The organism is Arthrobacter sp. RT-1 (assembly GCF_003367205.1).
Taxonomy (GTDB): Bacteria; Actinomycetota; Actinomycetes; order Actinomycetales; family Micrococcaceae; genus Arthrobacter.
In genome coordinates this window covers 245,148-270,644 of sequence record NZ_QRGQ01000007.1, presented here as the reverse complement: position 1 = coordinate 270,644, position 25,497 = coordinate 245,148, and the positions used below count along the sequence as shown (strand labels likewise).

Annotated in this window: 21 protein-coding genes; 17 read left to right on the top strand and 4 right to left on the bottom strand. The window is 65.4% G+C overall.

Annotated features, from left to right (window positions below; genetic code table 11):
• Window positions 1-100 precede the first annotated feature (100 nt).
• Together DXK94_RS08785 and DXK94_RS08780 are read left to right on the top strand one after the other, a co-directional pair.
• On the top strand, window positions 101-907 hold the full coding sequence (locus DXK94_RS08785; RefSeq protein WP_115524666.1) for a 1-acyl-sn-glycerol-3-phosphate acyltransferase: 807 nt from the start codon (window positions 101-103) through the stop codon (window positions 905-907).
• Between the two features lie 97 nt (window positions 908-1,004).
• On the top strand, window positions 1,005-2,396 hold the full coding sequence (locus tag DXK94_RS08780) for a class II 3-deoxy-7-phosphoheptulonate synthase (RefSeq protein WP_115524665.1): 1,392 nt from the start codon (window positions 1,005-1,007) through the stop codon (window positions 2,394-2,396).
• 30 nt (window positions 2,397-2,426) lie between these two features.
• On the opposite strand, the gene pknB is transcribed toward DXK94_RS08780, so the two are convergent.
• Both pknB and DXK94_RS08770 read right to left on the bottom strand, forming a co-directional pair.
• Window positions 2,427-4,502 carry a Stk1 family PASTA domain-containing Ser/Thr kinase gene (gene pknB, locus DXK94_RS08775; RefSeq protein WP_115524664.1) on the bottom strand — a complete coding sequence of 692 codons (2,076 nt, stop codon included), beginning with the start codon at window positions 4,500-4,502 and terminating at the stop codon, window positions 2,427-2,429.
• Between the two features lie 100 nt (window positions 4,503-4,602).
• On the bottom strand, window positions 4,603-5,973 hold the full coding sequence (locus tag DXK94_RS08770) for a lytic transglycosylase domain-containing protein (protein ID WP_115524663.1): 1,371 nt from the start codon (window positions 5,971-5,973) through the stop codon (window positions 4,603-4,605).
• Between the two features lie 266 nt (window positions 5,974-6,239).
• Here DXK94_RS08770 and DXK94_RS08765 point away from each other — a divergent pair, with 266 nt between their 5' ends.
• Window positions 6,240-6,572, top strand: a complete 333-nt coding sequence (locus DXK94_RS08765; protein WP_079597181.1) for an Rv2175c family DNA-binding protein — start codon at window positions 6,240-6,242, stop codon at window positions 6,570-6,572.
• A 6-nt stretch (window positions 6,573-6,578) separates the two neighbouring features.
• Here the strand turns inward: DXK94_RS08765 and DXK94_RS08760 are convergent, their stop codons facing one another.
• Together DXK94_RS08760 and DXK94_RS08755 are read right to left on the bottom strand one after the other, a co-directional pair.
• Window positions 6,579-7,673 (bottom strand): polyprenyl synthetase family protein, encoded by a 1,095-nt coding sequence (locus DXK94_RS08760; protein WP_115524662.1) that lies wholly within the window; start codon window positions 7,671-7,673, stop codon window positions 6,579-6,581.
• Window positions 7,670-8,197, bottom strand: coding sequence for a hypothetical protein (locus DXK94_RS08755; protein WP_115524661.1), 528 nt, complete (start codon window positions 8,195-8,197; stop codon window positions 7,670-7,672). The genes DXK94_RS08760 and DXK94_RS08755 overlap by 4 nt, the downstream gene beginning before the upstream one ends.
• 140 nt (window positions 8,198-8,337) lie before the next feature.
• On the opposite strand from DXK94_RS08755, the gene dinB reads away from it, so the two are divergent.
• From dinB to DXK94_RS08685, 14 genes are all read left to right on the top strand, one after another.
• Entirely contained in the window at window positions 8,338-9,498 is a 1,161-nt protein-coding gene (dinB, locus tag DXK94_RS08750; RefSeq protein ID WP_104443636.1) for a DNA polymerase IV, read from the top strand.
• Between the two features lie 273 nt (window positions 9,499-9,771).
• The gene (locus tag DXK94_RS08745; protein ID WP_079597177.1) at window positions 9,772-10,146 is read left to right on the top strand and encodes a DUF3040 domain-containing protein; all 375 of its coding nucleotides are present in this window, start codon (window positions 9,772-9,774) and stop codon (window positions 10,144-10,146) included.
• A 378-nt stretch (window positions 10,147-10,524) separates the two neighbouring features.
• On the top strand, window positions 10,525-10,953 hold the full coding sequence (gene mraZ / locus DXK94_RS08740) for a division/cell wall cluster transcriptional repressor MraZ (protein WP_102977276.1): 429 nt from the start codon (window positions 10,525-10,527) through the stop codon (window positions 10,951-10,953).
• A 169-nt stretch (window positions 10,954-11,122) separates the two neighbouring features.
• Window positions 11,123-12,115 carry a 16S rRNA (cytosine(1402)-N(4))-methyltransferase RsmH gene (gene rsmH / locus DXK94_RS08735; protein ID WP_115524660.1) on the top strand — a complete coding sequence of 331 codons (993 nt, stop codon included), beginning with the start codon at window positions 11,123-11,125 and terminating at the stop codon, window positions 12,113-12,115.
• Entirely contained in the window at window positions 12,112-12,828 is a 717-nt protein-coding gene (locus DXK94_RS08730; RefSeq protein WP_115524659.1) for a hypothetical protein, read from the top strand. The genes rsmH and DXK94_RS08730 overlap by 4 nt, the downstream gene beginning before the upstream one ends.
• A 47-nt stretch (window positions 12,829-12,875) precedes the next feature.
• Complete coding sequence (locus DXK94_RS08725; RefSeq protein ID WP_115524658.1) at window positions 12,876-14,669, top strand: penicillin-binding protein 2; 1,794 nt, start codon at window positions 12,876-12,878, stop codon at window positions 14,667-14,669.
• Between the two features lie 84 nt (window positions 14,670-14,753).
• Window positions 14,754-16,382 (top strand): UDP-N-acetylmuramoyl-L-alanyl-D-glutamate--2,6-diaminopimelate ligase, encoded by a 1,629-nt coding sequence (locus DXK94_RS08720; RefSeq protein ID WP_115524657.1) that lies wholly within the window; start codon window positions 14,754-14,756, stop codon window positions 16,380-16,382.
• A 6-nt stretch (window positions 16,383-16,388) separates the two neighbouring features.
• Window positions 16,389-17,855, top strand: coding sequence for a UDP-N-acetylmuramoyl-tripeptide--D-alanyl-D-alanine ligase (gene murF, locus DXK94_RS08715; RefSeq protein WP_115524656.1), 1,467 nt, complete (start codon window positions 16,389-16,391; stop codon window positions 17,853-17,855).
• The gene (mraY, locus tag DXK94_RS08710) at window positions 17,852-18,961 is read left to right on the top strand and encodes a phospho-N-acetylmuramoyl-pentapeptide-transferase (protein WP_079597170.1); all 1,110 of its coding nucleotides are present in this window, start codon (window positions 17,852-17,854) and stop codon (window positions 18,959-18,961) included. Before murF ends, mraY begins: the two co-directional genes overlap by 4 nt.
• On the top strand, window positions 18,943-20,520 hold the full coding sequence (gene murD, locus DXK94_RS08705) for a UDP-N-acetylmuramoyl-L-alanine--D-glutamate ligase (RefSeq protein WP_181884779.1): 1,578 nt from the start codon (window positions 18,943-18,945) through the stop codon (window positions 20,518-20,520). Before mraY ends, murD begins: the two co-directional genes overlap by 19 nt.
• Before the next feature lie 2 nt (window positions 20,521-20,522).
• The gene (ftsW, locus tag DXK94_RS08700) at window positions 20,523-21,863 is read left to right on the top strand and encodes a putative lipid II flippase FtsW (RefSeq protein ID WP_079597168.1); all 1,341 of its coding nucleotides are present in this window, start codon (window positions 20,523-20,525) and stop codon (window positions 21,861-21,863) included.
• A 6-nt stretch (window positions 21,864-21,869) separates the two neighbouring features.
• Window positions 21,870-22,970, top strand: coding sequence for an undecaprenyldiphospho-muramoylpentapeptide beta-N-acetylglucosaminyltransferase (gene murG, locus DXK94_RS08695; protein WP_115524654.1), 1,101 nt, complete (start codon window positions 21,870-21,872; stop codon window positions 22,968-22,970).
• Window positions 22,967-24,343 (top strand): UDP-N-acetylmuramate--L-alanine ligase, encoded by a 1,377-nt coding sequence (gene murC, locus DXK94_RS08690; RefSeq protein ID WP_115524653.1) that lies wholly within the window; start codon window positions 22,967-22,969, stop codon window positions 24,341-24,343. Before murG ends, murC begins: the two co-directional genes overlap by 4 nt.
• The gene (locus DXK94_RS08685; protein WP_115524652.1) at window positions 24,336-25,331 is read left to right on the top strand and encodes a cell division protein FtsQ/DivIB; all 996 of its coding nucleotides are present in this window, start codon (window positions 24,336-24,338) and stop codon (window positions 25,329-25,331) included. The genes murC and DXK94_RS08685 overlap by 8 nt, the downstream gene beginning before the upstream one ends.
• Window positions 25,332-25,497: the final 166 nt, after the last annotated feature.

Genomic DNA, 25,497 nt, shown 5'->3' with positions numbered 1-25,497 from the left:
GTCACTGTTCCGGACAAATCTCACTAGAGTAGGGTTGCATTGGACTGCTGACCAGGCCCGGCGCGGAGCCTGAGGGCCGCCTTCCGGAGAGGTTCACCACGTGTTCTATTGGGTCATGAAAAGGATCTTCCTGGGGCCGGTACTGAAGCTTCTTTTCCGTCCCTGGGTCAAGGGGCTGGACAACATCCCGGCGCAGGGGGCAGCGATCATCGCTTCCAACCACCTGTCGTTTTCCGACTCGATCTTTATGCCGCTGATGGTCCGCCGTCCCGTGGTCTTCCTGGCCAAGTCCGAGTACTTCACGGGCACCGGGATCAAGGGCAGGCTGACGGCCATGTTCTTCCGCCTGACCAACCAGCTGCCCATGGACCGCTCCGGTGGTGCCGCGTCCGCCGCCTCCCTCAGCGCCGGCATGGACGTCCTGAACCACGGCGGGCTGCTGGGCATCTACCCTGAAGGCACGCGCAGCCCGGATTCCAGGCTGTACCGGGGCAAGGTTGGCGTGGCCCGGCTGGCGCTGCAGGCCGGAGTCCCGGTCATCCCGGTGGCCATGATCGGCACCGACAAGGTCCAGCCCATCGGGAAACGGCTGCCCAACATCCGCCGGATCGGCATGATCTTTGGTGAACCGCTGGACTTCAGCAGCTACCGGGACCAGGCCGAGGACCGTGACGTCCAACGGAAAGTCACGGACCAGATCATGTTCGAACTCATGCGGCTCTCCGGGCAGGAATACGTGGACGAGTACGCGGCCGTCGTGAAGCTTCGGCTGGCCGGCAAACCGGTGGAACCGGCGGCAGCCGCCGAACCCCTGGCTTCGCCGGAGCCAGCGGAGGGGGCCGCGGATTCCGGCGCCACCGGTGAACGCGCCAGGAAGGACGACGGCGGCGCTGCCGCTGCCGGATAACCGGAGCAGCCTTCGCCGCGCGGCTGTTGTGACGCCCGCTTCAGTCACCGTGACGGTGTGGTGTCCAGCAAACCTGCGCTGCCGTTAGTCTTAGAGGGTGACTGAGCTATCTGCAAAACCCGCCTTTTCGCTGTCCAGCACCGCCCAGAGCGGCGCGGCCAACTATCCAGGACTTGACGACTGGCGGGACCTTCCCATCTCCCAGCAGCCCAGCTGGCAGGACAGGGAAGTCTTCGACGCCTCGGTGAAGGAACTTTCCGCGCTTCCCCCGCTGGTGTTCGCCGGCGAGGTGGACGTGCTGCGTGAGCGGCTCGCGGCAGCAGCCCAGGGCAAGGCATTCCTCCTGCAGGGCGGCGACTGCGCCGAAACCTTCGAGGCCGCCACGGCGGACAAGATCAGCGCCCGGGTGAAGACCATCCTCCAGATGGCGGTGGTGCTCACGTACGGTGCCGCCATGCCCGTCATCAAGATGGGCCGGATGGCCGGGCAGTTCGCCAAGCCGCGGTCGTCCAATGACGAAACCCGGGACGGCGTCACCCTTCCCGCCTACCGCGGCGACATCGTCAACGGGTACGACTTCACGCCGGAGTCCCGCGGCCACGACGCCGCGCGCATGCTCCGCGCGTACCACACCTCCGCTTCCACCCTGAACCTGATCCGGGCCTTTACCCAGGGCGGGTTCGCCGACCTGCGCTCTGTGCACCAGTGGAACAAGGGCTTCACCGAGAACCCCGCCCACGCCCGCTACGAGTCGCTGGCCCGGGACATCGACCGCGCCATCAAGTTCATGGCTTCCTGCGGCGCAGACTTCGAGGCCCTCAAGCGCGTTGAATTCTTCGCCAGCCATGAAGCCCTGCTGCTGGATTACGAGCGGGCGCTGACGCGGATCGACTCCCGCACCGGCTTCCCGTACGACACCTCCGCCCACTTCCTGTGGATCGGGGAGCGGACCAGGGAACTTGACCACGCCCACGTGGACTTCCTGTCCCGCGTCAGGAACCCCATCGGGGTCAAGCTGGGCCCGTCCACCACCGGTGATGATGCCCTGCGCCTGATCGACCGGCTGGACCCGGAGCGCGAACCCGGCCGCCTGACCTTCATCACCCGCATGGGTGCCGGCAACATTCGTGAGAAGCTGCCCGCCGTCGTCGAGAAAGTCACCGCTTCCGGCGCCCAGGTGCTCTGGGTTACGGACCCCATGCACGGCAACACCGTCACGTCCCCCAACGGCTACAAGACACGGAACTTCGACGACGTCATCGACGAGGTGCGCGGCTTCTTCGAGGTGCACCACGCCCTGGGAACGGTCCCCGGCGGCCTGCACGTCGAAATGACCGGTGACGACGTCGCCGAATGCCTTGGAGGCGCCGATCCAATCGACCAGGACGCCTTCCTTGACCGCTACGAATCAGTCTGCGATCCGCGGCTGAACCACATGCAGTCCCTGGAAATGGCCTTCCTGGTGGCCGGCGCCCTCGCCAAGCACTGATCCTGACGGTGGTGTGGGCGGGTTTTGCGCCTACACCACCGTCAGGGTGATCACGGAACCTTCGGGAACCTCGGTATCCACTGGATCCTGGTCGCGGACGGTTCCAAAGAACCCGCCCAGCACCTCGTTGACCCGCACCTGGAAGCCCAGGGCCTCCAGTGCCCGACGGGCCTCGGTGGCCTGCCGGCCGATGTAGCTGGGCACTTCCACCATCCTCGGGCCCTTCGAGATGGTCAGGGTGACCGTGCCGCCACGGGTCAGCGTGCCGCTGGCCGGTGACTGGCTGACAACCGCGCCCTCGGGAATGTTCCTGTCGAACACCTCTTCGCGTGCCACCTCGGCGCGCAGGCCGGCCGCCTCGATGGCGTCTTCGGCATCCTTCTCGTCCTGGCCCACCACCGAGGGGACGGGAATGGGCTCAGGTCCCTTGGAGACCGCCATGCCCACCGGAGTCCCGCGCCGGACGGGCGTGCCGGACGCCGGGTCCTGGGAGAGGACGACGCCGGCCGGCGCCTCCTCGTTGAACTCTTCCGTGACCGTGCCCAGTGCCATGCCGGCAGCATTAAGTGCGTTCTTGGCTTCGTCCAGCGTCCCGCCGGTCAGTTGCGGCAGGGGGAAGAGCTGGGGTCCCTTCGAGACGAACAGGGATACCGGCTGGAATTTACGGATCTCCGTCCCTGCCCCCGGCTCGCTGCCCACCACCAGGCCGGTGGGGACGTTCTCGTCGAAAACGTCGCTGGTGGTGGACCTGAAGCCGGCATCGCTGAGCACCTGCTGGGCCTGGGCGACGGTCTTGTTTGCCACCTCGGGAATAGTGGCAGCGGCCCCCGGTCCCATGCCAAAGAACCATCCTGCTCCCGTGGCCAGCAAGGCGGCCAGGACCAGGACAACCACCCAGAGCACCCCACGCCGGCGGGGATTGCCTTCGCGCAGCGTCCTGGCCGGGGTGGCCGCAGCGCGGGCGCGGGCCTTCTCCTCTTCCTTCTCCGCTTTACGCTGTGCCCGCTTGCTGGGCAACGGCGTCGGGGGAGCCCAGGCCTCTTCGGCATCTTCGCCGGGTGGCGTAAGGATGTGGCTCCCATGGGCTGCATGGCCGGGGTTTCGGTCCGATGATTCCTGCCCCTGCAGCGGAACGTAGGGCGGCGGGGCCGGCCGGCCCGAGGGCAGGATGCTTGTTGGATTGCTGGTCCGCGCGATGAACTCGGTCCGGTGAGGGGAGCCGGCAGGGTCCGGGGCCGCCGGCGGCTGCAGATCCAGCTCGGCGTCTGTCAGGTGGGTCCGGATGTGGCGCAGCTCGTGCAGCAGTGCATTTCCGTCCACCGGCCGGTTCTCCGGATCGTTGGCAGTGCACCATTGCACCAGCTCGTCCACTTCGCCTGCCAAACCCGGCACCAGGGCCGAGGGCGGGCCCACTGTTCCGTTCACATGCTGGTAGGCGACCTGGATGGGGACCTCACCGTCGAACGGCTGTTGTCCGGTGAGCATCTCGAACAGCATGATGCCCACGGAGTAGACGTCGCTCCGGGCGTCCGCCGGTTTTCCCAGGACCAGCTCCGGAGAGACGTAGGCGACCGTTCCCATGAGGGTTCCGGAGCTCGTGGACGTCGTGACCGCCCTCGCCAGTCCAAAGTCGCCGATCTTGATCCTGCCGTCATCCGAAATCAGGACATTTTCGGGCTTGACGTCCCGGTGGATGAAGCCGGCGGCGTGGGCCGCGGCAAGGCCCTCGACAACGGGGTCAATGAGGGCAAGTGCCAGACGCGGCGGCAGGGCACCTTTGCTGTTGATGACATCACGGAGGGTGTGGCCCTTGATGTATTCCATGACCAGGTAAGCCGTGGTGCCGTCATTGCCCTGGTCCAGGACGCCCACGACGTGCGGATGGGACAGCCGTGCAGCGGCTTTCGCTTCGCGCCCCAGCCTGGCGATAAAACTTTCATCGGTCGAGAGGTGCGGGTGAAGCACTTTCAGCGCGACGTCCCGTTCCAGCCGCTGGTCCACCGCCAGGTAGACAGTGGACATGCCACCGCGTGCCAGCCGGGAGCGGACGGCATACCGGTTGTCCACCAGCGTTCCTACAAAAGGGTCAGACACGTGTTCCTGCACCCTTCGATCCTAGTCCCGCAACGAAACGGGTCCGAACCTGTAGCCGGCTCGGACCCGTTCTGAACTGTTCCCACAGCCCCGGTCAGCCAGGGCGCAGCGACTAGCCGAAGTTCTTCTGGTGTGCCTTGATGGCCGCAACGTAGGCCTTGGTGTCGTCGTACATGCCGTACTTGCTCACCGAGTATTGGCCCTGGTAGTAGCCGGCGATCGCAGTTTCCTCGTCCTTGCTGGTGGCCAGGAGCTGGCGGATGATGGCCACGCCCGCGGTTGCGTTGTCATACGGATCCAGCAGGTTCAGCTTGCGGCCCACAAGATCCGAGGCCCACTGTCCCGAGCTCGGGATGACCTGCATGGTGCCGATGGCGTTCGCCGGCGAGACCGCGCGCTGGTCGAAACCGGACTCCTGGTGGGCAAAGGCGAGGGCAAGCGAGGGATCCACTCCCATCCGGCGTGCCGTGTCCGCCACGATATTCCGCATTTCTGCACGGGAGGGAACCGGCGCAGCGTTCAGGAGGGCCTTGTTCTCGTTCGCGGAACTGACTACGGCCGCAGGGTAGCTGAACCCGAGGAATGAACTCGGCACAAGGGGAGTGACGGACGCGGCCGGCTGCGGGGCTGCCGGCTGGCCCGAGCCACCGGGAATAACCAGCTTGTTGCCCGGGAAGATGACCGTGGTCATGCTCATCCGGTTGGCGGAGAGCAGCTCGGAGAGCTTGACCCCGTGGCGCGAGGCAATGGCGGAGAGTGTGTCGCCGGCCTTGACAGTGTAGGAACCGGTAGCCGGTGCGGGGGTGGCAGAGGTGTTGGCCAGTGCAGGGGCTGGTGCGGGGGCCGGCGCCGCAGCCGGTGCGGCCTGTCCTCCGCCCACCTTGATCTTCTGCCCGGGATAAATGATGGAGCGCATGGAGAGGTTGTTCCAGCTGAACACATCGGCAAGGCTCACGTTGTGCCGCGCCGCGATGGCTCCAAGGGTGTCGCCGGCCTTCACGGTGTAGGTTGCACCCTCGGCAGGCGCAGGTGCTGCCGCCGGTGCTGGTGCGGCCGCGGGCGCCGCGGCAGGGGCACCGGAAAGTTTGATCTTCTGCCCGGGATAAATGAGGGTGTTCGGCTGGAGGTTGTTCAGCTTGAGGACTTCAGAGGTCTTCAGGCCAAACTTCCCGGCAATGCCGCTGATGGTGTCGCCGCGGGCGATGGTGTACTCCGCGGGAGCGGAAGGCTGGGCAGGCTTGAAGGCAGCAGGAATGGTGGTGGATACCGACGATGCAGGGATGACAGCCGGAGCCGCTTGTGCAGCCTGTGCCTTCATGGCCGCAGCCAGGGTTGCAGGAATGGACCGGGCCGGCTGTTCTGCGGCAGCAGGCTGGGCGAGGGCCAAGGATGACAACACGACCGCCGGCAGCGCGGCGGTTGTGGCGGCAAGCACCGGCAGACTCGGCCTGGGGGGCTGCTTGGGCGAGCGGGACATCGTCATGGAAAGAATCCTCTTCTCAACTGCGGGCGCGGACGGGGATGCCGCTGATATTCCTGATACTACTGTTACTCAAGTTATTACTGTTACGAGCGTGAACAATGTGAATCTCTCACGAATTCGGGATTAGCACAAGAATTCCGGGATTCCCGGCAAAGAAAGATTTACGGAGTGTTTGCAGGTCAACTGCGCACAGGGATTGCATCGACTAGGCGGCGGGGCGCACCCCATGGCAACCTTGATCCGTGAGTAATAACGTAGAAAACCTCGTGGGCGAGTGGTTGCCCCTGCCCGACGTCGCCCGCCTCCTGGATGTTTCCATCACCAAGGTTCATAGCCTTTTGGATGAACGGGCCCTGGCGGCATTGCGGGTAGGGGAGCGGAACATCAGGTCCGTTCCCGCGGAATTCATTCAGGATGGCCAGGTAGTGGACAGCCTTAAGGGCACCATCGTGGTGCTGTCGGACGCAGGGTATTCGGATGAGGACCTTATCGTCTGGCTGTTTACGGCAGACGAATCCTTACGCGGCCGCCCCATCGACGCGCTGCGCGAGGGCCGCAAAACCGAGATCCGGCGCCGGGCGCAGACCCTGGCCTGGTAGCCGCTTCTAGGAGGCTCGGCTGACGGTGGCCTCAGCCAGCCTCCGGAGGGCGGTTTTTGGCAATTCATCGAGCGGAAGGGCCTCGAGGGCTTCGTAGGCCGCCGAACCGAACCCGTTAATAAGGACCTCCGTGGCCTGCAGGGCGCCGGATTCCTCAATGATCCGCCGGATCTCAAGGATGTCTTCGTCCGAAAGGTCCGGGCTTCCCAGCCGGGAATCAATAAATGCGGATTCAGGGGCTGAGGCCTGGTCCAGTGCAAGGGCGACCAATACCGTCCTCTTGCCTTCGCGTAAATCGTCCCCTGCAGGCTTGCCCGTGGTGAGCGGGTCGCCGAAAACGCCCAGCACGTCGTCGCGAAGCTGGAAAGCCTCGCCCAACGGGAGCGCGAACGCTGAGTAGCCGCGCAGGAGCTCGTTCGAAGCGCCCGCCAGTGCTCCGCCCAAGGCCAGCGGGTGCTCGGTGGAGTACTTGGCGCTTTTGAACCGGATGATCGACTGGGCGCGGCTGACGGCGCCCGCCCGGTCACGGACCGGGCCCGCGACTTCCTCAAGGATGTCCAGGTATTGACCTGCCATGACCTCGGCCCGCATGAGGTTGAAGATCAGCCGCGCCCTGCTGCCGGATGCTGCACGTTCCCCAATGTCCGTGAACGCCTCTTCGCTGAAGGACAGGCAGAGGTCGCCGGCGAGGATTGCTGCCGCCTGGCCGAACCGCTCGCTGTCCAGCGCCCAGCCCTGTGCACCGTGCAGCTGGCTGAAACGGCGATGGACGCTCGGTCCTCCGCGCCTGGTGTCGGAGCGGTCAATGATGTCGTCATGGATCAGGGCTGCCGCCTGGAACAGCTCGAGGGCGGCACCGGCAGTCACCACCTCCGTGGCCGTGGGCTCGCCGCCGGCCCCGCGCCAGCCCCAGTAGCACATGAGCGCCCGGAGGCGCTTGCCTCCGGTTACAAGGTTTGAGATGGAGCCCATGATGGGGTCGATGTCGGGGGAGATGGCAGACATCACGGACTGCCGTGAGGTCAGGAAGCCGGTCAGTTCGCCGGCCACTGCCGCCACAAAGTCTGCCTGTTCGTGCCTCAGTTGCTCGGCGGCGGTCACTTTGCAGACTCAGCTGCCACGTTGGCTCCGATGGTGAACGTGGCCACGCCCGCGGCTTCCACAACGGAGAGGTTGACTGTCTCGTTGTCGCCCCGCACGAAGTCCTTCGACGCCACCGCTCCCACCGCCTCACCGGGAACCGCCTTGAACCCCTGGGCTTCAAGCGACGCGGTGTAGAAATCGACAACGGCTGCGGTGGGCGCCGTCACGGTGGCCACCAGGGCGGCCGTTGCCGGCGCCGATGCTTTGTCGAAGCTGCTCGAAACTACGGTGGCTCCCGGCATGAGGGGCAGCAGCTGCTGGGGGAAGCCTTCCACCACGGCACCGACAGTGGCGGACGTATTGGGTGAGGCGGAGGGGCTGGCCGACGCGGTTATGGTGGCCTGCGACGTTGCCGGGGTGGAAGCCGAAGAGCTGGATTGGGGCGCCTGTGACGGGGTGGGGCTGCAGGCAGCCAGGGCCAGGGCTGCACCGGCAGCGAGAGTGGCCAAGCCTGCAGGCTTAAGGTTTCCAAAGACCGTCACAGGGACTTTCCTCCTGGTGTTGATGCCGGATTCAGCCTCCAGTTTAGTCAGTACCAACGGATAGGATTGCAGCCGTGGGGCCCGACGGTACGAACCAGCCAGCCGCAGCGCGCCTTCCGGGCCGCCGGCGCAAGTGCATCATGCATGTGGACATGGATGCCTTTTTCGTTTCAGTGGAGCTGCGGACGCGTCCTGAACTCCACGGCAAACCGGTGATTGTCGGGTTCCCGGCAGAGCGTTCCGTAGTGTTGTCCGCGTCCTACGAAGCCAGGGCTTTTGGCGTCAAATCCGCTATGCCCATGGCGGTTGCCACCCGGATGTGCCCCCAGGCCGTCATTATCGAACCGCGCCATTCACTGTATTACGAGGTGTCCGGCCAGCTGATGGCCATTTTCGAATCGATCACCGAACTCGTCGAACCGCTGAGCGTGGACGAAGCGTTCCTGGACGTCAGCGGCGCCATCCGGAGGCTGGGTCCGCCCAGGGGAATCGGTGAACTGATCCGCCGGCGGGTTGCTTCGGAACTGGGCATCACGGCATCTGTGGGCATCGCTGAGACGAAGTTCGTGGCGAAGATCGCGTCCACCCGCTGCAAGCCCGACGGCCTGCTCATGATCGGGCCCGACCAGACCGTGCCTTACCTTCACAGCCTGCCGGTGGGGGCGCTCTGGGGCGTCGGTGCGAAAACGGCAGAGGCCCTGGCGAAGATGGGCATCAGGACGGTGGCGGACGTAGCGGCAACACCGGTCTCAGCCCTCCGGAAAATGCTTGGCGCTACCGGAGAGCACGTTCACCAGCTCTCCTGGGGCATTGACCCGCGTCCGGTGACCCCCGTGCGGCTGGAGAAGAGCATCGGGGCTGAAGAGACCTTCGCCGTGGATACGGCGGACGACGCCCTGTTGCACCGGGAATTGCTTCGTCTCTCGCACCGGACGGCCACACGGCTGCGCAGTTCGGGAATGGTGGCGCGGACCATTGCCCTGAAGCTGCGCTTTGCCGATTTTTCCACCATCACGCGAAGCCGGACTGTCCAGACTCCGGTGGACAGCGCCCAGCTCATCTATGCGGTGGTCCTCCAGTTGCTGGATTCGGTGGGCGCCCGTGCCATGCCGGTGCGCCTGGTAGGGGTCAGGGCAGAGCAACTCGAGGACGCTGCCCGGACCTCACTCCAATTAAGCATCGACAGGCGCGACGACAACTGGCGTGCGGCAGAGCAGGCGCTTGATGAAGTCACGCGCAAATTCGGTAATAAGTCCGTCCTGCCGGCACGGCTCATGGAACCCGGAAGCGGCGCCGGGTAAGCCCTAAAACATAAGGCCTGGAGGCTTCTTCGAACGTGATTGCCGTCTTTCAGAACGGCCCTGAACAAACTATCCTTAGAGGTACATAGTTTCGAGTGACTGGACTTACTGCCGGACCCTCTTGGACATGCTCCCGCTCCGGCGACTGCATGCCAGGTTTCAGCTTTTGCCAATGCTGGCGAGGCGGGAACCTCTTAGGCATAACGGTCGTTAACGGTGCAGAAGTTGTGGCTGGGAATCAGCCCGGACGTTGGCCTATAAAAGGAGGTCGTGATGCCGCTGTCGGAGCACGAACAGAAGCTGCTTGAGCAGCTGGAGAAGCAGCTTCACGAGGACGACCCGAAGTTCGCGAATTCCATGGGGTCCGATCCCGGACGTTCATGGTCCACGCGGCATGTGGTGATCGGTGTCCTCTGCGCCTTGGCGGGTGTCTTCCTGTTATTGGTTGGTGTGACGCTGCAAAACATCTTCGTTGGGGTACTCGGGTTCATCGTGATGGGTGGCGGAGTCTACTTTGCAACGATGCGCAGTTCGGCGGCGTCAAAACCTGGCGCCAAGGGCGGCAACGGCAAGCCCGGCAAGCAGCGAAGCTCATTCATGAGCAGCCTGGAGGAGCGCTGGGACGAGAGGCGCCGGGGCGAGCCGTAACGGCCCGGCGGCATTACCGCCCCTCCACTTTGCACCCCTGATGGGGGAGCGCGACGAAAAGACCCGCTGCGGCGGGTCTTTTCGCATTTAATCTCCACTTTCCTCCCCGCCCTGCCGCAATACCCCTTCCGGGAACATGCCGCATTTTGGTTGCGTAGCGATATTCGGATTTCGGGGAGCCCAATCATGGCAAACTCCTCCACTTCCCACCACAAGCGCAATTCCGCGGCTTTTCAGGCATTTCCACCCACAGTCATCCGCTGGAAAGGAGCCTTTTGCGTTGACTGTGGGGGAAAGTGGAGTAATGTGGAGGACATAAGAGGGTGGTTGCAACATTAGGGGATGTGCAGTTCCTGACGGCGGACAGGCGGTGGACCAGTGTTCCTGGGCACTCACTCGCCACGTCTGGATGAAAAGGGACGGATCATTCTCCCCGCGAAGTTCCGCGAGGAGCTTGCCAGCGGGCTGGTACTCACGAGGGGCCAGGAACGTTGCATCTACGTCTTCAGCGAGAAGGAATTTGCACGGGTCCATGAGCAAATGCGGGAGGCACCAATATCCTCCAAGCAGGCACGTGACTACATCCGCGTATTTCTCTCTGGAGCCTCTGATGAGGTACCTGACAAGCAGGGGCGCGTGACCATTCCACCGGCGCTCCGGGAGTACGCAGGCCTCGGCAGGGAGCTGGCCGTGATCGGTGCAGGATCCCGGGCCGAGATCTGGGATGCCCAGGCTTGGACGGAATACCTTGCTGAGAAGGAAACAGCCTTCTCGGAAACTGATGACCCCATTCCGGGCATTCTCTGAATGCCGGAACGGCCAACAGGAAGCTTCTTGGACGAGATCTCCAGCCGGCCCATCGGCTGGCCAACCTGGCTCACTTCCCCGGAGCCAGGCGGGCGGGACGATAGGCGCGGATGGGGATCTGGTCCCAGAAGCATGCAAGGTACACCACGACGGCGAGAAAGGACGAGGCGTGAACGAACAACCAAAGCCCACGTCCGAACGCCATGTGCCGGTTCTTAGGGACCGGTGCATTAATTTGTTGGCCCCCGGATTCGAGGCGGCAAGGCTCCGCGGCGAAACTCCGGTGGCAATCGATGCAACCCTGGGAATGGGCGGACACTCTGAAGCAATGCTCCAGCGATTCCCCGACCTCCATCTCATCGGCATAGACCGGGATGAGGAAGCCCTGGCGCTGGCCGGAGAACGTCTGGCGCCCTTTCGTGCCCGTACCGACCTGGTCCACGCCGTCTACGACGAAATCGAGGATGTCCTCGCCGATCTCGGCGTGCCGGAGGTCCACGGAATCCTGATGGACCTTGGTGTCTCCTCGCTCCAGCTGGATGAACGCGGACGCGGCTTCGCCTACTCCTTCGATGCGCCCCTTGACATGCGCATGGACACCAGCCGCGGCCAGACCGCCGCTGACGTGGTGAACAACTACAGCGAAGAGGAACTGGTCAGGATCATCCGCAAGTGGGGCGAGGAAAAGTTCGCCGGACGCATCGCGAACAGGATCGTCGCCACCAGGGCCGTCAAGCCCTTCACCACCACCGGCGAGCTGGTGGAACAGATCCGATCCGTGGTACCGGCCGGAGCAGCCAAGTCCGGCGGGCATCCGGCCAAGAGGACCTTCCAGGCGTTGCGGATCGAGGTCAACGAAGAACTCGACGTGCTGGAACGGGCAGTACCTGCAGCCGTGGACTCCATGGCACTCGGCGGCCGCATCGTGGTGATGTCCTACCACTCGCTGGAAGACAAAATCGTCAAGAGCGTTCTGCAGGCCCGTTCGAAGTCCTCAGCCCCGCTCGGCTTCCCGGTGGAGCTGGAGGAACATAAGGCGGAACTCAAAACGCTGACCAAAGGCACCGAGGTGCCCACCGCCGTCGAAATCGCCGAAAACCCGCGCGCAGCGTCAGCCAGGCTGCGTGCGGCAGAACGAATCAGAGCCAGGAGAGCTGCATGAGCACCGCTGCCGTCAAGACCTTTCCCCTCGCTGCAGGCAGTTCGGCGGCCGGCAGGACTCTCCCTGCCGGTGCACCAGGTGAAGGCCGGAAAAGCCGCACACCGCTCTCGGTGGTACGCAGCGTTCCGCAGAAGCGGCGCGCGCCCTTCGTTGTCCTCTGCTTCGCCATGCTGGCGCTGGCCCTGATCGCTGTGCTCGTCTTGAACATCTCGGTCTCCACCGCGCAGTACCAGCTGGTGGAACTGCGCGCCCGGCAGAGCACCTTGACCAAGCAGAACCAGGACCTTACCCAGCAGGTCCAGAACTTCGAGGCGCCGCAGAACCTGGCCGCGAAGGCCAAGGACCTGGGAATGGTGGCATCGACGGTTAAAGGCCAGATCGACCTGTCCACCCTTTCCGTCACTGGCAAGGCGACGCCGGCGGTTAAGGGCGGCTCCGAGGGCGCGGTCATCCCTGCCCCGGCGGTGGCCGGGCAGCTGATCGTGGTCCCGCCTGCAAGTAAGGGCGAACCGCTCGAAAACCGCAAGCCTGCGCAGGACGCACCCGCCGCTCCTCCAGCAGACGTGCCGGCGGCTGGAGCTCCCGCCGCTGACACTCCTGCCGGCGGTACCCCGGCAGCCGCAGCACCCGCCGCTCCTCCAGCAGACGTGCCGGCGGCTGAACTTCACGGCGGCACCGTTCCCGTGCCCCAGCAGAAGGTGCCGGGGCAGTAAGAGGCAGGTCTGGCAGGCAACAGGGTCGAACAGCAAGGAATTCCACGGTGGCGCAAAGGACCGGCAAGGCAGTAAACAGCAGGGTACCCAACGCCACGAAGCGGTTGCGCCTGGGGCTGGGCATTATGCTCACGCTCCTGCTGGTGGTGGGCGGCAAACTGTTCCTTGTCCAGGGCCTGGACGTCGGAGGAATGGCGGCAGCTGCGCTGGACAAGCGTATGACCCAGACAGTCCTGCCCGCCGAACGCGGCAGCATCCTTGACTCCAGCGGTACAGTCCTGGCCAACAGTGTGATCCGCTACAACGTGGTGGTGGACCAGAGGCTCAACACCAAGACGGAAACGTTCAAGCGCCTGGACGAGGCCAAAGAGAAACTGGTGGACGTTTCCCGCGACCAGGGGCTCACGGAGCTGGCAGCGGTTCTGGGCATGGATAAGGACGCCATCGTTGACGCCGTCACGGGTGACTCGCGCTATTACATCGTGGCCAAGGACGTAAAGCCCGATGTTGAGGACCGGATTTCGAAGCTTCAGATTCCCGGCATCGTCACGGAGGGCGTCAGCAAACGTGTCTACCCGAACGGGTCCGTAGCCGGGGGTATCATCGGCTTCCTGAAGGACGGCGCCACCGGCCAGGCAGGCATCGAACAAACGCAGGACGAACTCCTGAAGGGCAAGGACGGCGAACGGCTGTTCGAGATCGGCGCCGACGGCCTGAGGATTCCCGTGGGTGTGGACGAGCTGACCCCGCCGGAAGACGGCAAGGACGTCAAACTCACCATCAACTCCGACCTTCAATACTTTGCGCAGCAGGCCATCCAAAGCCAGTCGGACAAGCTGGGGGCCGAGTGGGGCGTGATCATTGTCATGGATGCCAAGACCGGCGACCTCGTGGCCATGGCAGACACCAACTCACCGGACCCCAACGATCCCGGCCGGGTGGCAGCCAAGGACCGCGGCGTCCGTGCCGTTACCGCCGCCTACGAGCCCGGCTCCGTTCAGAAGATGATGACAGTGGCCGCCCTGATCGAAGAGGGCAAAGCAGGTCCCCTCGATACCTTCACGCTCGGGCCTTCCTACACGGTGGACGGCCAGACCTTCAGTGACTCGTTCGCGCACGGGACGGAGGAGCGGACCCTCGCCGGCATCCTGGGATATTCGATGAACACGGGCACGGTGATGGCCGGGCAGCGGCTGAGCAAGGAACAGCGCTACGAGTGGCTGAAGAAATTCGGCATCGGCGAGGCCCCTGACATCGGACTGCCGGCCACCGCGTCCGGCATTCTCACGCCCTGGGAGCAGTGGGACGGGCGGCAGGAATACACGGTCCTGTTCGGCCAGGGCGTCTCGCAGTCCACCCTCCAGACCGTGCGGGCGTTCCAGTCCATCGCCAACAACGGCGTGATGCTCCAGCCGCGCCTGATCGATTCCTATATTTCCGCTGACGGGACCGAGGAGAAGGTTCCGGCCGCACCGTCCCGGCAGGTTGTTTCGGACAGCACAGCCCAACAGGTCCAGGACGTCCTGGAAAGCGCCGTCACCGAAGGCCAGATCAAGGACGCGGCCATTGACGGGTACCGGGTGGGCGCCAAGACGGGCACCTCGGAGTCCCCGTGCGACGACGGCGCAGGCTTCTGCGGGTACACCGCCTCCATCGTGGGCATGGCACCGATGGATGATCCGCGGTTTATTGTGGAGGTGGTACTCCAGCGGCCCAAGGGCAGCATCTACGGGATTACCCAGGGGCCGGTCTTCCGGTCGGTCATGAGCCAGGCACTGCGGACCTACAACGTCCAGCCGTCCACCGGCGAACCGGCCAGGCTGCCCCAGTTCGCCAAGTAACACCCCGGCACCAACGGCGTAACAGCTACTGCTGTTACCGCTTATCCATGCCGGGCACGATTCACTAGCACCATCGGAGATCCCTTGTCAGAATTCAACGCGTCCGAGAGCAGTACCGCGCCCGCGGCTCCTGCCAGCAAGGTCCGGTTCAGGCCCTCTGCCGTCAAAGCGGTCCGCCTGGACAGCATTGGCGACGCAATCGGCGTCGCTGTCCCCGGGGCGGCTGCGGACGCGTTGGTCACCGGGGTCTCCTTGAATTCCCGCGCGGTGGAGCCCGGGGATCTGTATGTCGCCCTTCCCGGCGCCGTCCGGCACGGCGCCGATTTTGCTGCGCAGGCGATCGGGGCCGGCGCAGTTGCGGTTTTGACGGACGACGCCGGCGCCCGCCTGCTGGCATTGTCGGCCGACACCTCCGTGCCGGTGCTCGTTGTGGAATCTCCGCGGAACGTGGTGGGTCCGCTGTCTGCCATGGTCTACGGCAGCGGTGCCGGTGCACTCCAAATGTTTGGGGTCACCGGCACCAACGGCAAAACCACCACCACTTACTTCATCAACTCCCTGCTGAGGGCCTTGGGCAAGCCGGCCGGACTGATTGGCACGATAGAAATCCTCGCCGGCGGCGAGCCCATTCCGAGCGTGCTCACCACCCCGGAGTCTCCTGACGTCCACGGACTGCTCGCGCTGATGAAGGAGAGGGGACTGGCTGCGGCGGCCATGGAGGTGTCCTCCCACGCCATCTCGTTCCAGCGCGTGGACGGGGTGATGTTCGACGTCGCCGGCTTCACCAACCTCACCCAGGACCACCTTGACCTGCACCACACCATGGACGAATACTTCGCCACGAAGGCCGAGCTTTTCACGCCAGGCCGCGCGCGCAAGGCAGTGGTAACGGTCGACGACGAGTGGGGCCGCAAGCTTGCCGACAGCGGCAGCGTGCCGGTCACCACCCTCGGCACTGCTCCGGGAACGTCCGCTGACTGGACAGTGACGGCAACGGCGCCGCGCGGGCTGGGTACGGAGTTTACGCTCACGGGGCCTGGCGGCACTGTACTCAACGTCCATACCGGCCTCCCCGGCAGCTTCAACGTGGCCAATGCTGCCCTGGCAGTCATCATGGTGCTCGTTTCCGGCGTGGATGCTGCAACCCTGCAGGCGGCACTCGACGCCGCCGACCCCTTCACGGTTGCCGTGCCGGGACGCATGCAACTGGTATCAGAGCAGCCCGCGGCGGTGGTGGACTTCGCCCACAACACCGACGCCCTCGCCCGGGCGCTGGAGGCTGTCCGTTCCCCCGAAGTCGGCTCCCGGCTGATCGTGGTTTTTGGTGCCACGGGCCAGCGCGACCAGGGCAAACGGCCGGCCATGGGCGCCATCGCAGCCCGCCTTGCCGACACCGTCATCATCACCGACGACGATCCCCACGATGAGGATGCGGCCGCCATCCGTGCCGACGTCCTGGCCGGTGCGCAGGAAGCCCGGGACAAGGATGCCCTTCCGTGCGACGTGCTGGAGGTGTTCCCCCGGGATGAAGCGATCCGCCGCGCCGTGGAACTGGCGCAGCCCAAGGACACCATCCTCGTGGCAGGCCGGGGGCACGAGGTCTGGCAGGAAGTGAAGGGGGTCAACCTTGCCCTCGATGACAGGGTGGAACTGCGCAGCGCCTTGACAGCCAGGGGATTCAACGTTCTCCAAGCCGACCGGATAGAGTCCTAGACCGAGATGATTGCACTTACTGCGGCGGAAATCGCCGAAATCACCAGCGGGCGCCTGGACGCCGATCCCGGAATCACGCCCCTTTCGGTGGTAACGGATTCACGCGAAGCCACACCGGGCTCGCTCTACGTCGCAAAACCGGGCGAGCACGCGGACGGCCACGACTTCATTGCTGCTGCCTTCGCGGCCGGGGCTGTCCTGGCCCTGGTGGAGCGGCCGGTGGCAGCACCTGACGGAACGCCGTACCCGTCCGTCCTGGTACCTGATGCCGTCCTGGCCATGGGTGCGCTGGCTGCCGAGGCAGTGCGCCGGATCCGTGACGCCCGGGCAGAAGCCGGCGGGGAACTCACCGTGGTAGGCATCACCGGTTCAGCCGGCAAGACCACCACCAAGGACCTGCTGGCAGGAATATTTTCCACCCAGGGCAAGACCGTGGCCCCGCAGGGTTCGTACAACGGCGAAGTCGGGGTGCCCCTCACGGTCTTCCTGGCGGACGCGGAGACGCGTTACCTGGTGATCGAGATGGGTGCCACCGGTGTGGGACACATCAAGTACCTGGCCGACATGGTCAAACCGGACATTGGGGTGGTCCTCGCCGTCGGCACAGCCCATGCAGGCGAATTCGGGGGAGTGGAAAACATCGCCCGGGCCAAGGGTGAACTTGTGGAAGGCCTGGCCGCCACAGGAACAGCCATCATTAACCTCGACGACGACAGGGTGGCTGCCATGCGCGGCAGCACCACAGCAGCGGTCCTCGGATTCTCTGCGGAGGGACGCGGCGACGCGGCGGTGCAGGCGCTCAACGCCGACACCAACGGCGAAGGAAACCCTGAATTCGACCTCCTGCTGCCTGGCGGGGATGGGCCCCACCACGTCCGCAGCCGCCTCATAGGCGCCCACCACACCGGCAACCTGCTCGCGGCGGCAGCAGCCGCCTTCGCTGCCGGGGTTCCCGGCGCCGACATCGCCGCCGCCCTGGGCCGCCAGGCAGCTGCCAGCCGCTGGCGGATGGAGCGGACCGAGCGCGCCGACGGTGTCACCATCATCAACGACGCGTACAACGCCAACCCGGAATCCATGAGGGCCGCACTTCGGACCCTGGCGGACCTGGGGCGCGGCCGGCGCACTTGGGCCGTACTGGGCGCCATGCTGGAACTCGGCGAAGATTCCATCCGCGAACACACGGCGGTGGGCACGCAGGTGGTCCGCCTCAACATTTCCCGGCTGGTGGTGGTAGGCCGGGAGGCCCGAGCCCTCTACGTCTCGGCCGTCCAGGAAGGGTCCTGGGGAGACGAATGCATCTTCACGGAAACCGCCGATGAGGCTTACGAACTTCTCAATGCCGAACTCCAGCCCGGAGACCTGGTGCTGTTCAAGTCCTCCAACAGCGTGGGACTTCGGCATTTGGGTGATCGGATAGCATTACCCCCACAAACCCCGCAACCCGCCGATGAAAGGAGCACTCTGCTGTGATTGCACTTTTGATCGGCGCCGGGCTGGCACTCCTGTGCGCCCTGGTGGGCACCCCGCTTTTCATCCGGCTCCTGGTCCGCCGCGGCTACGGCCAGTTCATCCGGGACGATGGTCCCACCTCCCACCACACCAAACGCGGCACGCCAACCATGGGCGGGACCGTGGTGGTGGGGGCCGTGCTCCTGAGCTACGGCCTGACGCACCTCATCATGCTGATGATGAACCCGGATTCGCCCGGGCCTTCCGCGTCCGCGCTCATCCTGCTGTTCCTGATGGTGGGCATGGGGCTTGTTGGCTTCCTGGACGACTTCATCAAGATTTCACGGCAGCGCAGCCTGGGGCTCGACGCCAAGGCGAAGCTCATCCTGCAGGCGGCCGTGGGCATCATCTTTGCCGTGCTGGCCCTGAACTTCCCCAACGAGGACGGCGTCACGCCTGCCTCCTACAAAATATCCCTGGTCCGCGACCTGCCGTGGCTGGACCTGGCCTTCGGCGGAACCGTCCTTGGCGCCATCCTGTTCGTCATCTGGTCCAACCTCATCGTGACTGCAGCCACCAACGGCGTGAACCTGACGGACGGCCTCGACGGCCTCGCCGCCGGCGCCTCGGTGATGGTTTTCGGCGCATACACCCTCATGGGAATCTGGCAGAGCAACCAGGCCTGCGGGTCACCACGGGAAGCCGGCAGCGGCTGCTACTCCGTCCGGGATCCCCTGGACCTTGCCCTGCTGGCCGCCATCATGAGCGCCGCACTGGTGGGTTTCCTCTGGTGGAACACTTCACCGGCCAAGATCTTCATGGGAGACACCGGATCCCTCGCCATCGGTGGTGCCATCGCCGGTTTCGCCATCCTGTCCAGGACCGAACTGCTGCTTGGAATCATCGGCGGCCTCTTTGTCCTGATCACCCTGTCCGTCATCATCCAGGTGGGCTACTTCAAGGTCACCGGCGGCAAACGCGTCTTCAAGATGGCGCCGCTGCAGCACCACTTTGAACTGAAGGGCTGGGCTGAAGTCACCGTGGTGGTCCGGTTCTGGATCCTGGGCGGACTTTTCGTGGCCGTGGGCCTGGGCATTTTCTACGCTGAATGGGTTGTGCTGCTGTGACCGTTTCCCCCCGCCTCAAGAACCTTGTCTCCTGGGACTCCGACTGGGCAGGGCTGCGTGTGGCAGTCACCGGCATCGGCGTGTCCGGCTTCGCCGCGGCAGACACTCTGATCGAACTGGGTGCGCGCGTGGTGGTCGTCGACGCCGCCGCCAGCGACACCGCGAGGGCGCACGCGGACACGCTGAAGATCGTGGGCGCCGCAGACGTCCTGCTGGGGGAGGAGGCCGTGGCCCGGATACCCCGGATCGACGGCGAACTGCCGGATCTGATCGTCACGTCCCCCGGCTGGCGCCCCGATCAGGCACTCCTCGCCGCCGCCGCCCGTGCCCACATCCCGGTGTGGGGCGATGTGGAACTGGCGTGGCGGGTGCGCACCAGGGAAGGCCGGAAAACCGCCGATTGGCTGGCCATCACCGGCACTAACGGAAAAACCACTACCGTGGGCCTCACCGAATCCATGCTCCGCGCTGCCGGCCTGAAAGCCATCGCGGTTGGAAACGTGGGCACGCCGATTCTGGATGCGATCCGGGATCCCGTGGAGTACGACGTCTTCGCGGTGGAGCTCTCCAGCTTCCAGCTGCACTGGGCGGAATCCCTGTCACCGGTGGCGAGTGTCTGCCTGAACGTCGCGGAGGACCACGTTGACTGGCACGGCTCCTATGAGTCGTATCTCGCGGACAAGGCCAAGGTCTACGAACGCACCCAAAAGGCCTGCATTTACAATGCGGAGCAGTTTGAAACCGAGCGCATGGTGGAAAACGCCGACGTCGTGGAAGGATGCCGTGCGGTCGGGTTCACCACGGTGACTCCCGCCATCAGCATGCTCGGTGTGGTGGAGGGGCTCCTCGTTGACCGCGCGTTCATCGAAGAGCGCAGGGACAGCGCGGCCGAACTCGCCGCCATGAACGACCTCGGCGCCTTTGCTCCACGCCATATGGTGGCGAACGCCCTCGCTGCTGCCGGACTGGTCCGGGCCTACGGCGTGGAGGCCTCCGCGGTCCGGCAGGGCATCCGGGACTACATTCCCGGCGACCACCGCATCCAGCCCGTGGCGCGCCACAACAGCGTGCTCTGGGTCAACGACTCAAAGGCAACCAACCCGCATGCAGCGGCCGCCTCCCTGGCCGCCTTCACCAATGTGGTCTGGATTGCCGGGGGACTGTCCAAGGGCGTCACCTACGACGACCTGGTGCGGGAGCACGCCCACCGGCTCAAGGCCGTCGTGCTGATCGGCACTGACCCGGGGGTGCTCGCCGGTGCCCTCCAGCGACACGCGCCGGATGTCCCGGTCATCACGGCGCTGCCGGGTGACACTGAAGGGGTGCAGACTGCTGCAGGTCCTGGCGCCGTCGATGCCGGTTCTTCCATATCCGGAGAACGGGTGATGTCCCTGGCCGTAGCGTCAGCAGCCCAGGTGGCCGAACCCGGCGACACTGTGCTGATGGCTCCGGCAGCTGCGTCCATGGATCAGTTCTCTTCCTATGCTCACCGTGGCGACACTTTCATCGAAGCTGTCCGCGAGCTGGTGGAAGGGCAGGCCCAGACCGGCGAGGAGTAACAATGGTCAGTACGCCCACCCGGCCCCAGCCAGAAAAACAGCAGGCCCGCAAACAAGGCCCCGGGTCCACGGCCACGTCCGTCCGGCCGCCGGCGACGCTTCCCGCAAGGCTGCGGACCATGTACCGCCGGTTCTGGTCCGCCCTCGAGGGCAACGGAACCTCCAGGAACGGCTCCACGTACTACCTGATCCTCGGATCCACCCTTGCCCTGACAGCCATTGGCATCATGATGGTGCTCTCCGCATCCAGCGTGGAATCCATCGCGGCCGGCAAATCGCCTTACGGGGACGCACTGAAGCAGGGGATGTTTGCCGGCATCGGCATCTTCACCATGTTCGCGCTGTCGCGCATCAACGTGGTGTGGCTGAAGCGGCTCGCGTGGCTCGCCATCATTGCCGCCGTGGTCCTCCTGGGCCTGGTGCAGCTTGTGGGCGCGGAGGTCAACGGCAACAAGAACTGGATCGACATCGGCGGCATCACCTTCCAGCCGTCGGAGGCGTCAAAGCTGGCCCTCGCGCTCTGGATGGCCACGGTGCTGGCCAGGAAGGGCAGGCTGCTCAGCCGCTGGCAGCACGTGGCGGTCCCTGCCGTGCCCATGGCGATCATCATCGTTGTGCTGGTCCTGGTCGGAAATGACCTGGGAACGGCCATGATCATCATGATGATTACCGCTGCCGCGCTCTTCTTTGCCGGGGCGCCCCTCTACCTTTTCGGCATTGCCGGGCTCGTGGCAGTGGCCGGGACAGCTGTCATGGCGGTCACCAGTTCCAACCGGATGTGCCGCATCACCTCATGGTGGACCGGGGAATCCTGCGCCGACGGCATCGACGCCAACTACCAGGCAACCAACGGCCTCTATGGGCTGGCATCGGGCGGCTGGTTTGGTGTCGGGCTGGGCCAGAGCCGGCAGAAGTACAGCTGGATCCCGGAAGCGCACAACGACTTCATCTTCGCCATCATCGGCGAGGAGCTCGGCCTGGTGGGGACCGTCGTCGTCCTCATCCTCTTTGCCATCCTCGGCGCTGCGATCTACCGCGTGGTGGTGGCGCAGGAGGACATGTTCCACCGGGTCCTGGCCGGAACCATCATGGTGTGGCTGCTCGGCCAGGCCACGGTCAACATGTCCGTGGTGACGGGCCTGATGCCCGTCATCGGCGTGCCGCTGCCCTTCATTTCCTACGGCGGCTCCGCGCTGCTGATGTCGCTCTGCGCCATCGGCGTTGTGCTGTCGCTCGCCCGGGAACAGATGGCCCCGGCCATCCGGCCGAAGAAGATGCTGAAGTTCAAGGCCAAGGGCCGCGGAACGGCCCCGAAGAAAAAGACTGCAAGAAAGCGTGCCTGACCCGACATGACCCCGAACAACCCCTCCATCGTCCTGGCGGGTGGCGGAACAGCCGGCCACATCAGCCCGCTCCTCGCCATCGCCGCAGCCCTGCGCACAGCATCCCCGGACGCGGCGCTCCTCGCCGTCGGAACACCCAACGGAATGGAAACCCGGCTGGTCCCGGCTGCCGGTGTTGAACTGGCCACGATCGACCGCGTGCCGTTCCCCCGGAAGCCATCCGCTGACCTGGTCCGGCTGCCCGCACGGCTGGCGGGAGCCATCCGGCAGTCCGGCGCCATCCTGGATGAGGCAGGAGCTGACGTGCTGGTAGGCGTTGGCGGCTATGTCTGTACGCCGATGTACCTGGCCGCCCGCAAACGGCGCATCCCCATCGTGATCCACGAAGCCAACGCCCGGCCCGGATTGGCGAACAGGGTGGGGGCCGGGCTGACCAAGCGCGTGGCAGTTGCCTTCGAAGGCACCCCGCTCCGGAATGCGGTGCACGTGGGCATGCCCATGCGTACCGCAATTTCGGGACTTGACCGGGCAACAGCCCGGACTTCCGCCCGCCAGGCGCTGGGACTGGACCCCGAAAAGCCCACACTGATCGTCACGGGTGGCTCCCTGGGCGCGCAGAGCATCAACCGGACGGTGGCCGCTGCCGTGGGGCAACTGGCCGCCGCCGGTATCCAGACGCTGCACATCACCGGGCGCGGCAAAACCGTTCTGGACGACGCCGGCCAGCCCCTCGATGCCGAAGGTTACCGGCAGGTTGAATTCGTTGACGGCATGGAGCTGGCCTACGCGGCTGCCGATGTGCTGCTGGCCCGTGCCGGTGCCGCGACGGTCTGTGAGGTTGCCGCCGTCGGAGTCCCCGCCGTCCTGGTGCCGCTGCCCATCGGCAACGGGGAACAGGCCCTGAACGCTGCCGGACTCGTGGCAGGAGGCGGCGCGTTGCTCGTAGCCGACAGGGATTTCACCCCGGGATGGGTGGCAGCGGAACTCATTCCGCTGGTCACCGACAAGGCCCGGCTGGCGACCATGGAAGCCAACTCCTACCGGCTTGGCATTCGAAACGCTGACCAGCGCATGGCTGGTCTTGTCCTGGAAGCGGTATCCGCATGACCCCCCGTAACTCCGCCGCCCTGGAATCCCTGGGCAAGGTCCACTTCATCGGCGTCGGGGGTGTCGGGATGTCCGCCGTGGCAAGGATCATGGTGGCCCGGGGCGTCCCTGTGAGCGGTTCCGACGCCAAGGACCTGCCGGTGATGGCGGACCTGGCGGCAGCAGGCGCCCGCATCGCGGTGGGCTACGACGCCGCCAACCTGGGTGATGCCCGGACAGTGGTGGCCGGCTCGGCCATCCGGTCGGACAACCCGGAGCTGGCCGCCGCGAAGCAGGCAGGGCTGCCGGTCCTGCACCGGTCCGAGGCGTTGGCAGCCACCATGGGGGAGGACCTGGTGGTGACCGTGGCGGGAACCCATGGAAAATCCACCACAACCTCGATGGTAACCGTCCTGCTGCAGGGGGCGGGCCTGGACCCCTCATTTGCCATTGGAGCCAACGTTCCATCACTGGGCGTCAATGCCGCGCACGGGAGTTCCGGCGTCTTCGTGGCAGAAGCGGATGAATCGGACGGATCATTCCTCAACTACCGGCCGCAGATAGCCGTGGTCACCAATGTGGAGCCGGACCACCTGGACCACTACGGCACGGCCGAGGCAGTGTATGAGTCCTTCGACCGGTTCACGGCGCTGCTTCCCGCTGACGGGGTGCTGATTGCCTGCGCTGACGACGCCGGGGCCCTGACACTGGCGGAGCGGACGCGGGCGCGCGGCAACACACGCGTGGTCCTCTACGGAACCAGTGAGGAGGCAGGGCTGGTCCTGCACGACGGCGGCCCGGGCCAGGTGGCGGTGTCCGGACCGGCGGGCCGCTTTGGGCTTTCCCTGCAGGTCCCGGGCCGGCACAACGCCCTGAACGCCGCAGCCGCATTTGCGGTGGCCCTTGAACTGGGCGTCGAACCCGCGGACGCCGCCGCTGCCCTGGCCCATTTTTCGGGCGCTTCGCGGCGCTTCGAGCTGAAGGGCGAGGCCAGGGGAGTGCGGGTTTTCGATGACTATGCCCACCACCCCACCGAAGTGCGGGCAGCCCTTACTGCCGCCCGGTCGGTGGCAGGAGGCCACAAGGTGCACGTGCTCTTCCAGCCACACCTGTTTTCCCGGACACGCGAATTCGCACGGGATTTCGCGGAGGCGCTGAACCTCGCCGATACGGCCCTGGTGCTGGACATCTACCCGGCACGCGAGGATCCGATTCCGGGGGTTACCAGCCAGCTCATTGCCGACCACCTGGGTGAAGGCGGACGGTTGATACCGGCGGCAGAGGCCGTGGCAGCCCTGGCGGCTGCCGCGTCCGACGGCGACATCGTGCTGACCGCCGGCGCGGGGGATGTCACGGCCTACGGGCCGCTGATCGTTGAGGCCCTGCATGGCTAGCACCCGCCGTCCCACCTACCGGCCGGCCGGCCGCAGCGGGAGTTCGGCAACCGGTGCGGGCAACGGAACGGCGCCGCCGTCCGGCCGCACCTCCACGGGCAGCGACGACGTTATTTCCGCTTCACGCAGCGTTCCCGATGCAGCGCAGGCACAACAGGCCAGGCCGCCGAAGACTGCAAGGTCCACAAAGACTGCAGCCCCGCGGAAACCCCGGTTCGCCGGGCGCAGCAAGGACAAACAGGCGGAGCCGTCAGCCGAGTCCGCCGCGAACGTTCTGACCTTCCCGGAGCCCAAGGGCAAGCGCCGCAAGAGGAACCTGCTGATGGTTCTCGCCGCCGTGGCCGCCGTCGTGGCCGGCCTGTTGGCCGGGGCGGTCTATTCACCCGTGCTCGCCGTGGACACCATTTCCGTTTCCGGCACGCGGCTCCTGACTCCTGCCCAGGTGCAGGCCGCGCTGGAACCCCTGCGCGGCAAGCCGCTGCCCCAAATCACGGACGAGGAAGTGGGCCGGCTCCTCCAGCCGCTGGTCCAGGTCAAGGCGGTCTCCGCTGAGGCCCGGCCGCCGTCGGGCCTCGCTGTTGCCGTGCGGGAGCGCGTCCCGGTGGCGCTGGTCAAGCAGGGGGAGCAGTACCAGCTGGTGGATGTGGACGGGGTGCAGCTGGCCGCTACGGACGATCCGGCGTCAGTGTCGCTGCCCGTGATCGACGGCGGTGCCGGAGCCATCGGCCAGGACCTGTTCCGCGCCACTGCCGCGGTCCTGGGCGCCCTGCCCGCCGACGTGCTGGCCAAGCTGTCCAACGCGTCCGCGCAGTCCGTGGATGCCGTGGAGCTGAAGCTCGTGGACGGCCAGACCATCATTTGGGGCAATGCCTCGGAGAGGGAACTTAAGGCTAAAGTTCTGGAGGCACTCCTGAAGGTTCCGGCCGATCCGAAGAATCCCGTCAGGGTGTACGACGTGAGCGTGCCGCGGCATCCTGTGACGCGCTGAACCCCAATCTTTACCGGTATTAATCCGACACGCGGACCCGGTTATTGCATGTGGGAAGCAGAGGAAATACCGTCACAGACAAGAGTTACTTGACATAACTATAACCTTCAACCCGAAGGTTAAGGTTGCAGGCTTCAAGCTCACCATCAGTTTTCGCAATAAGACA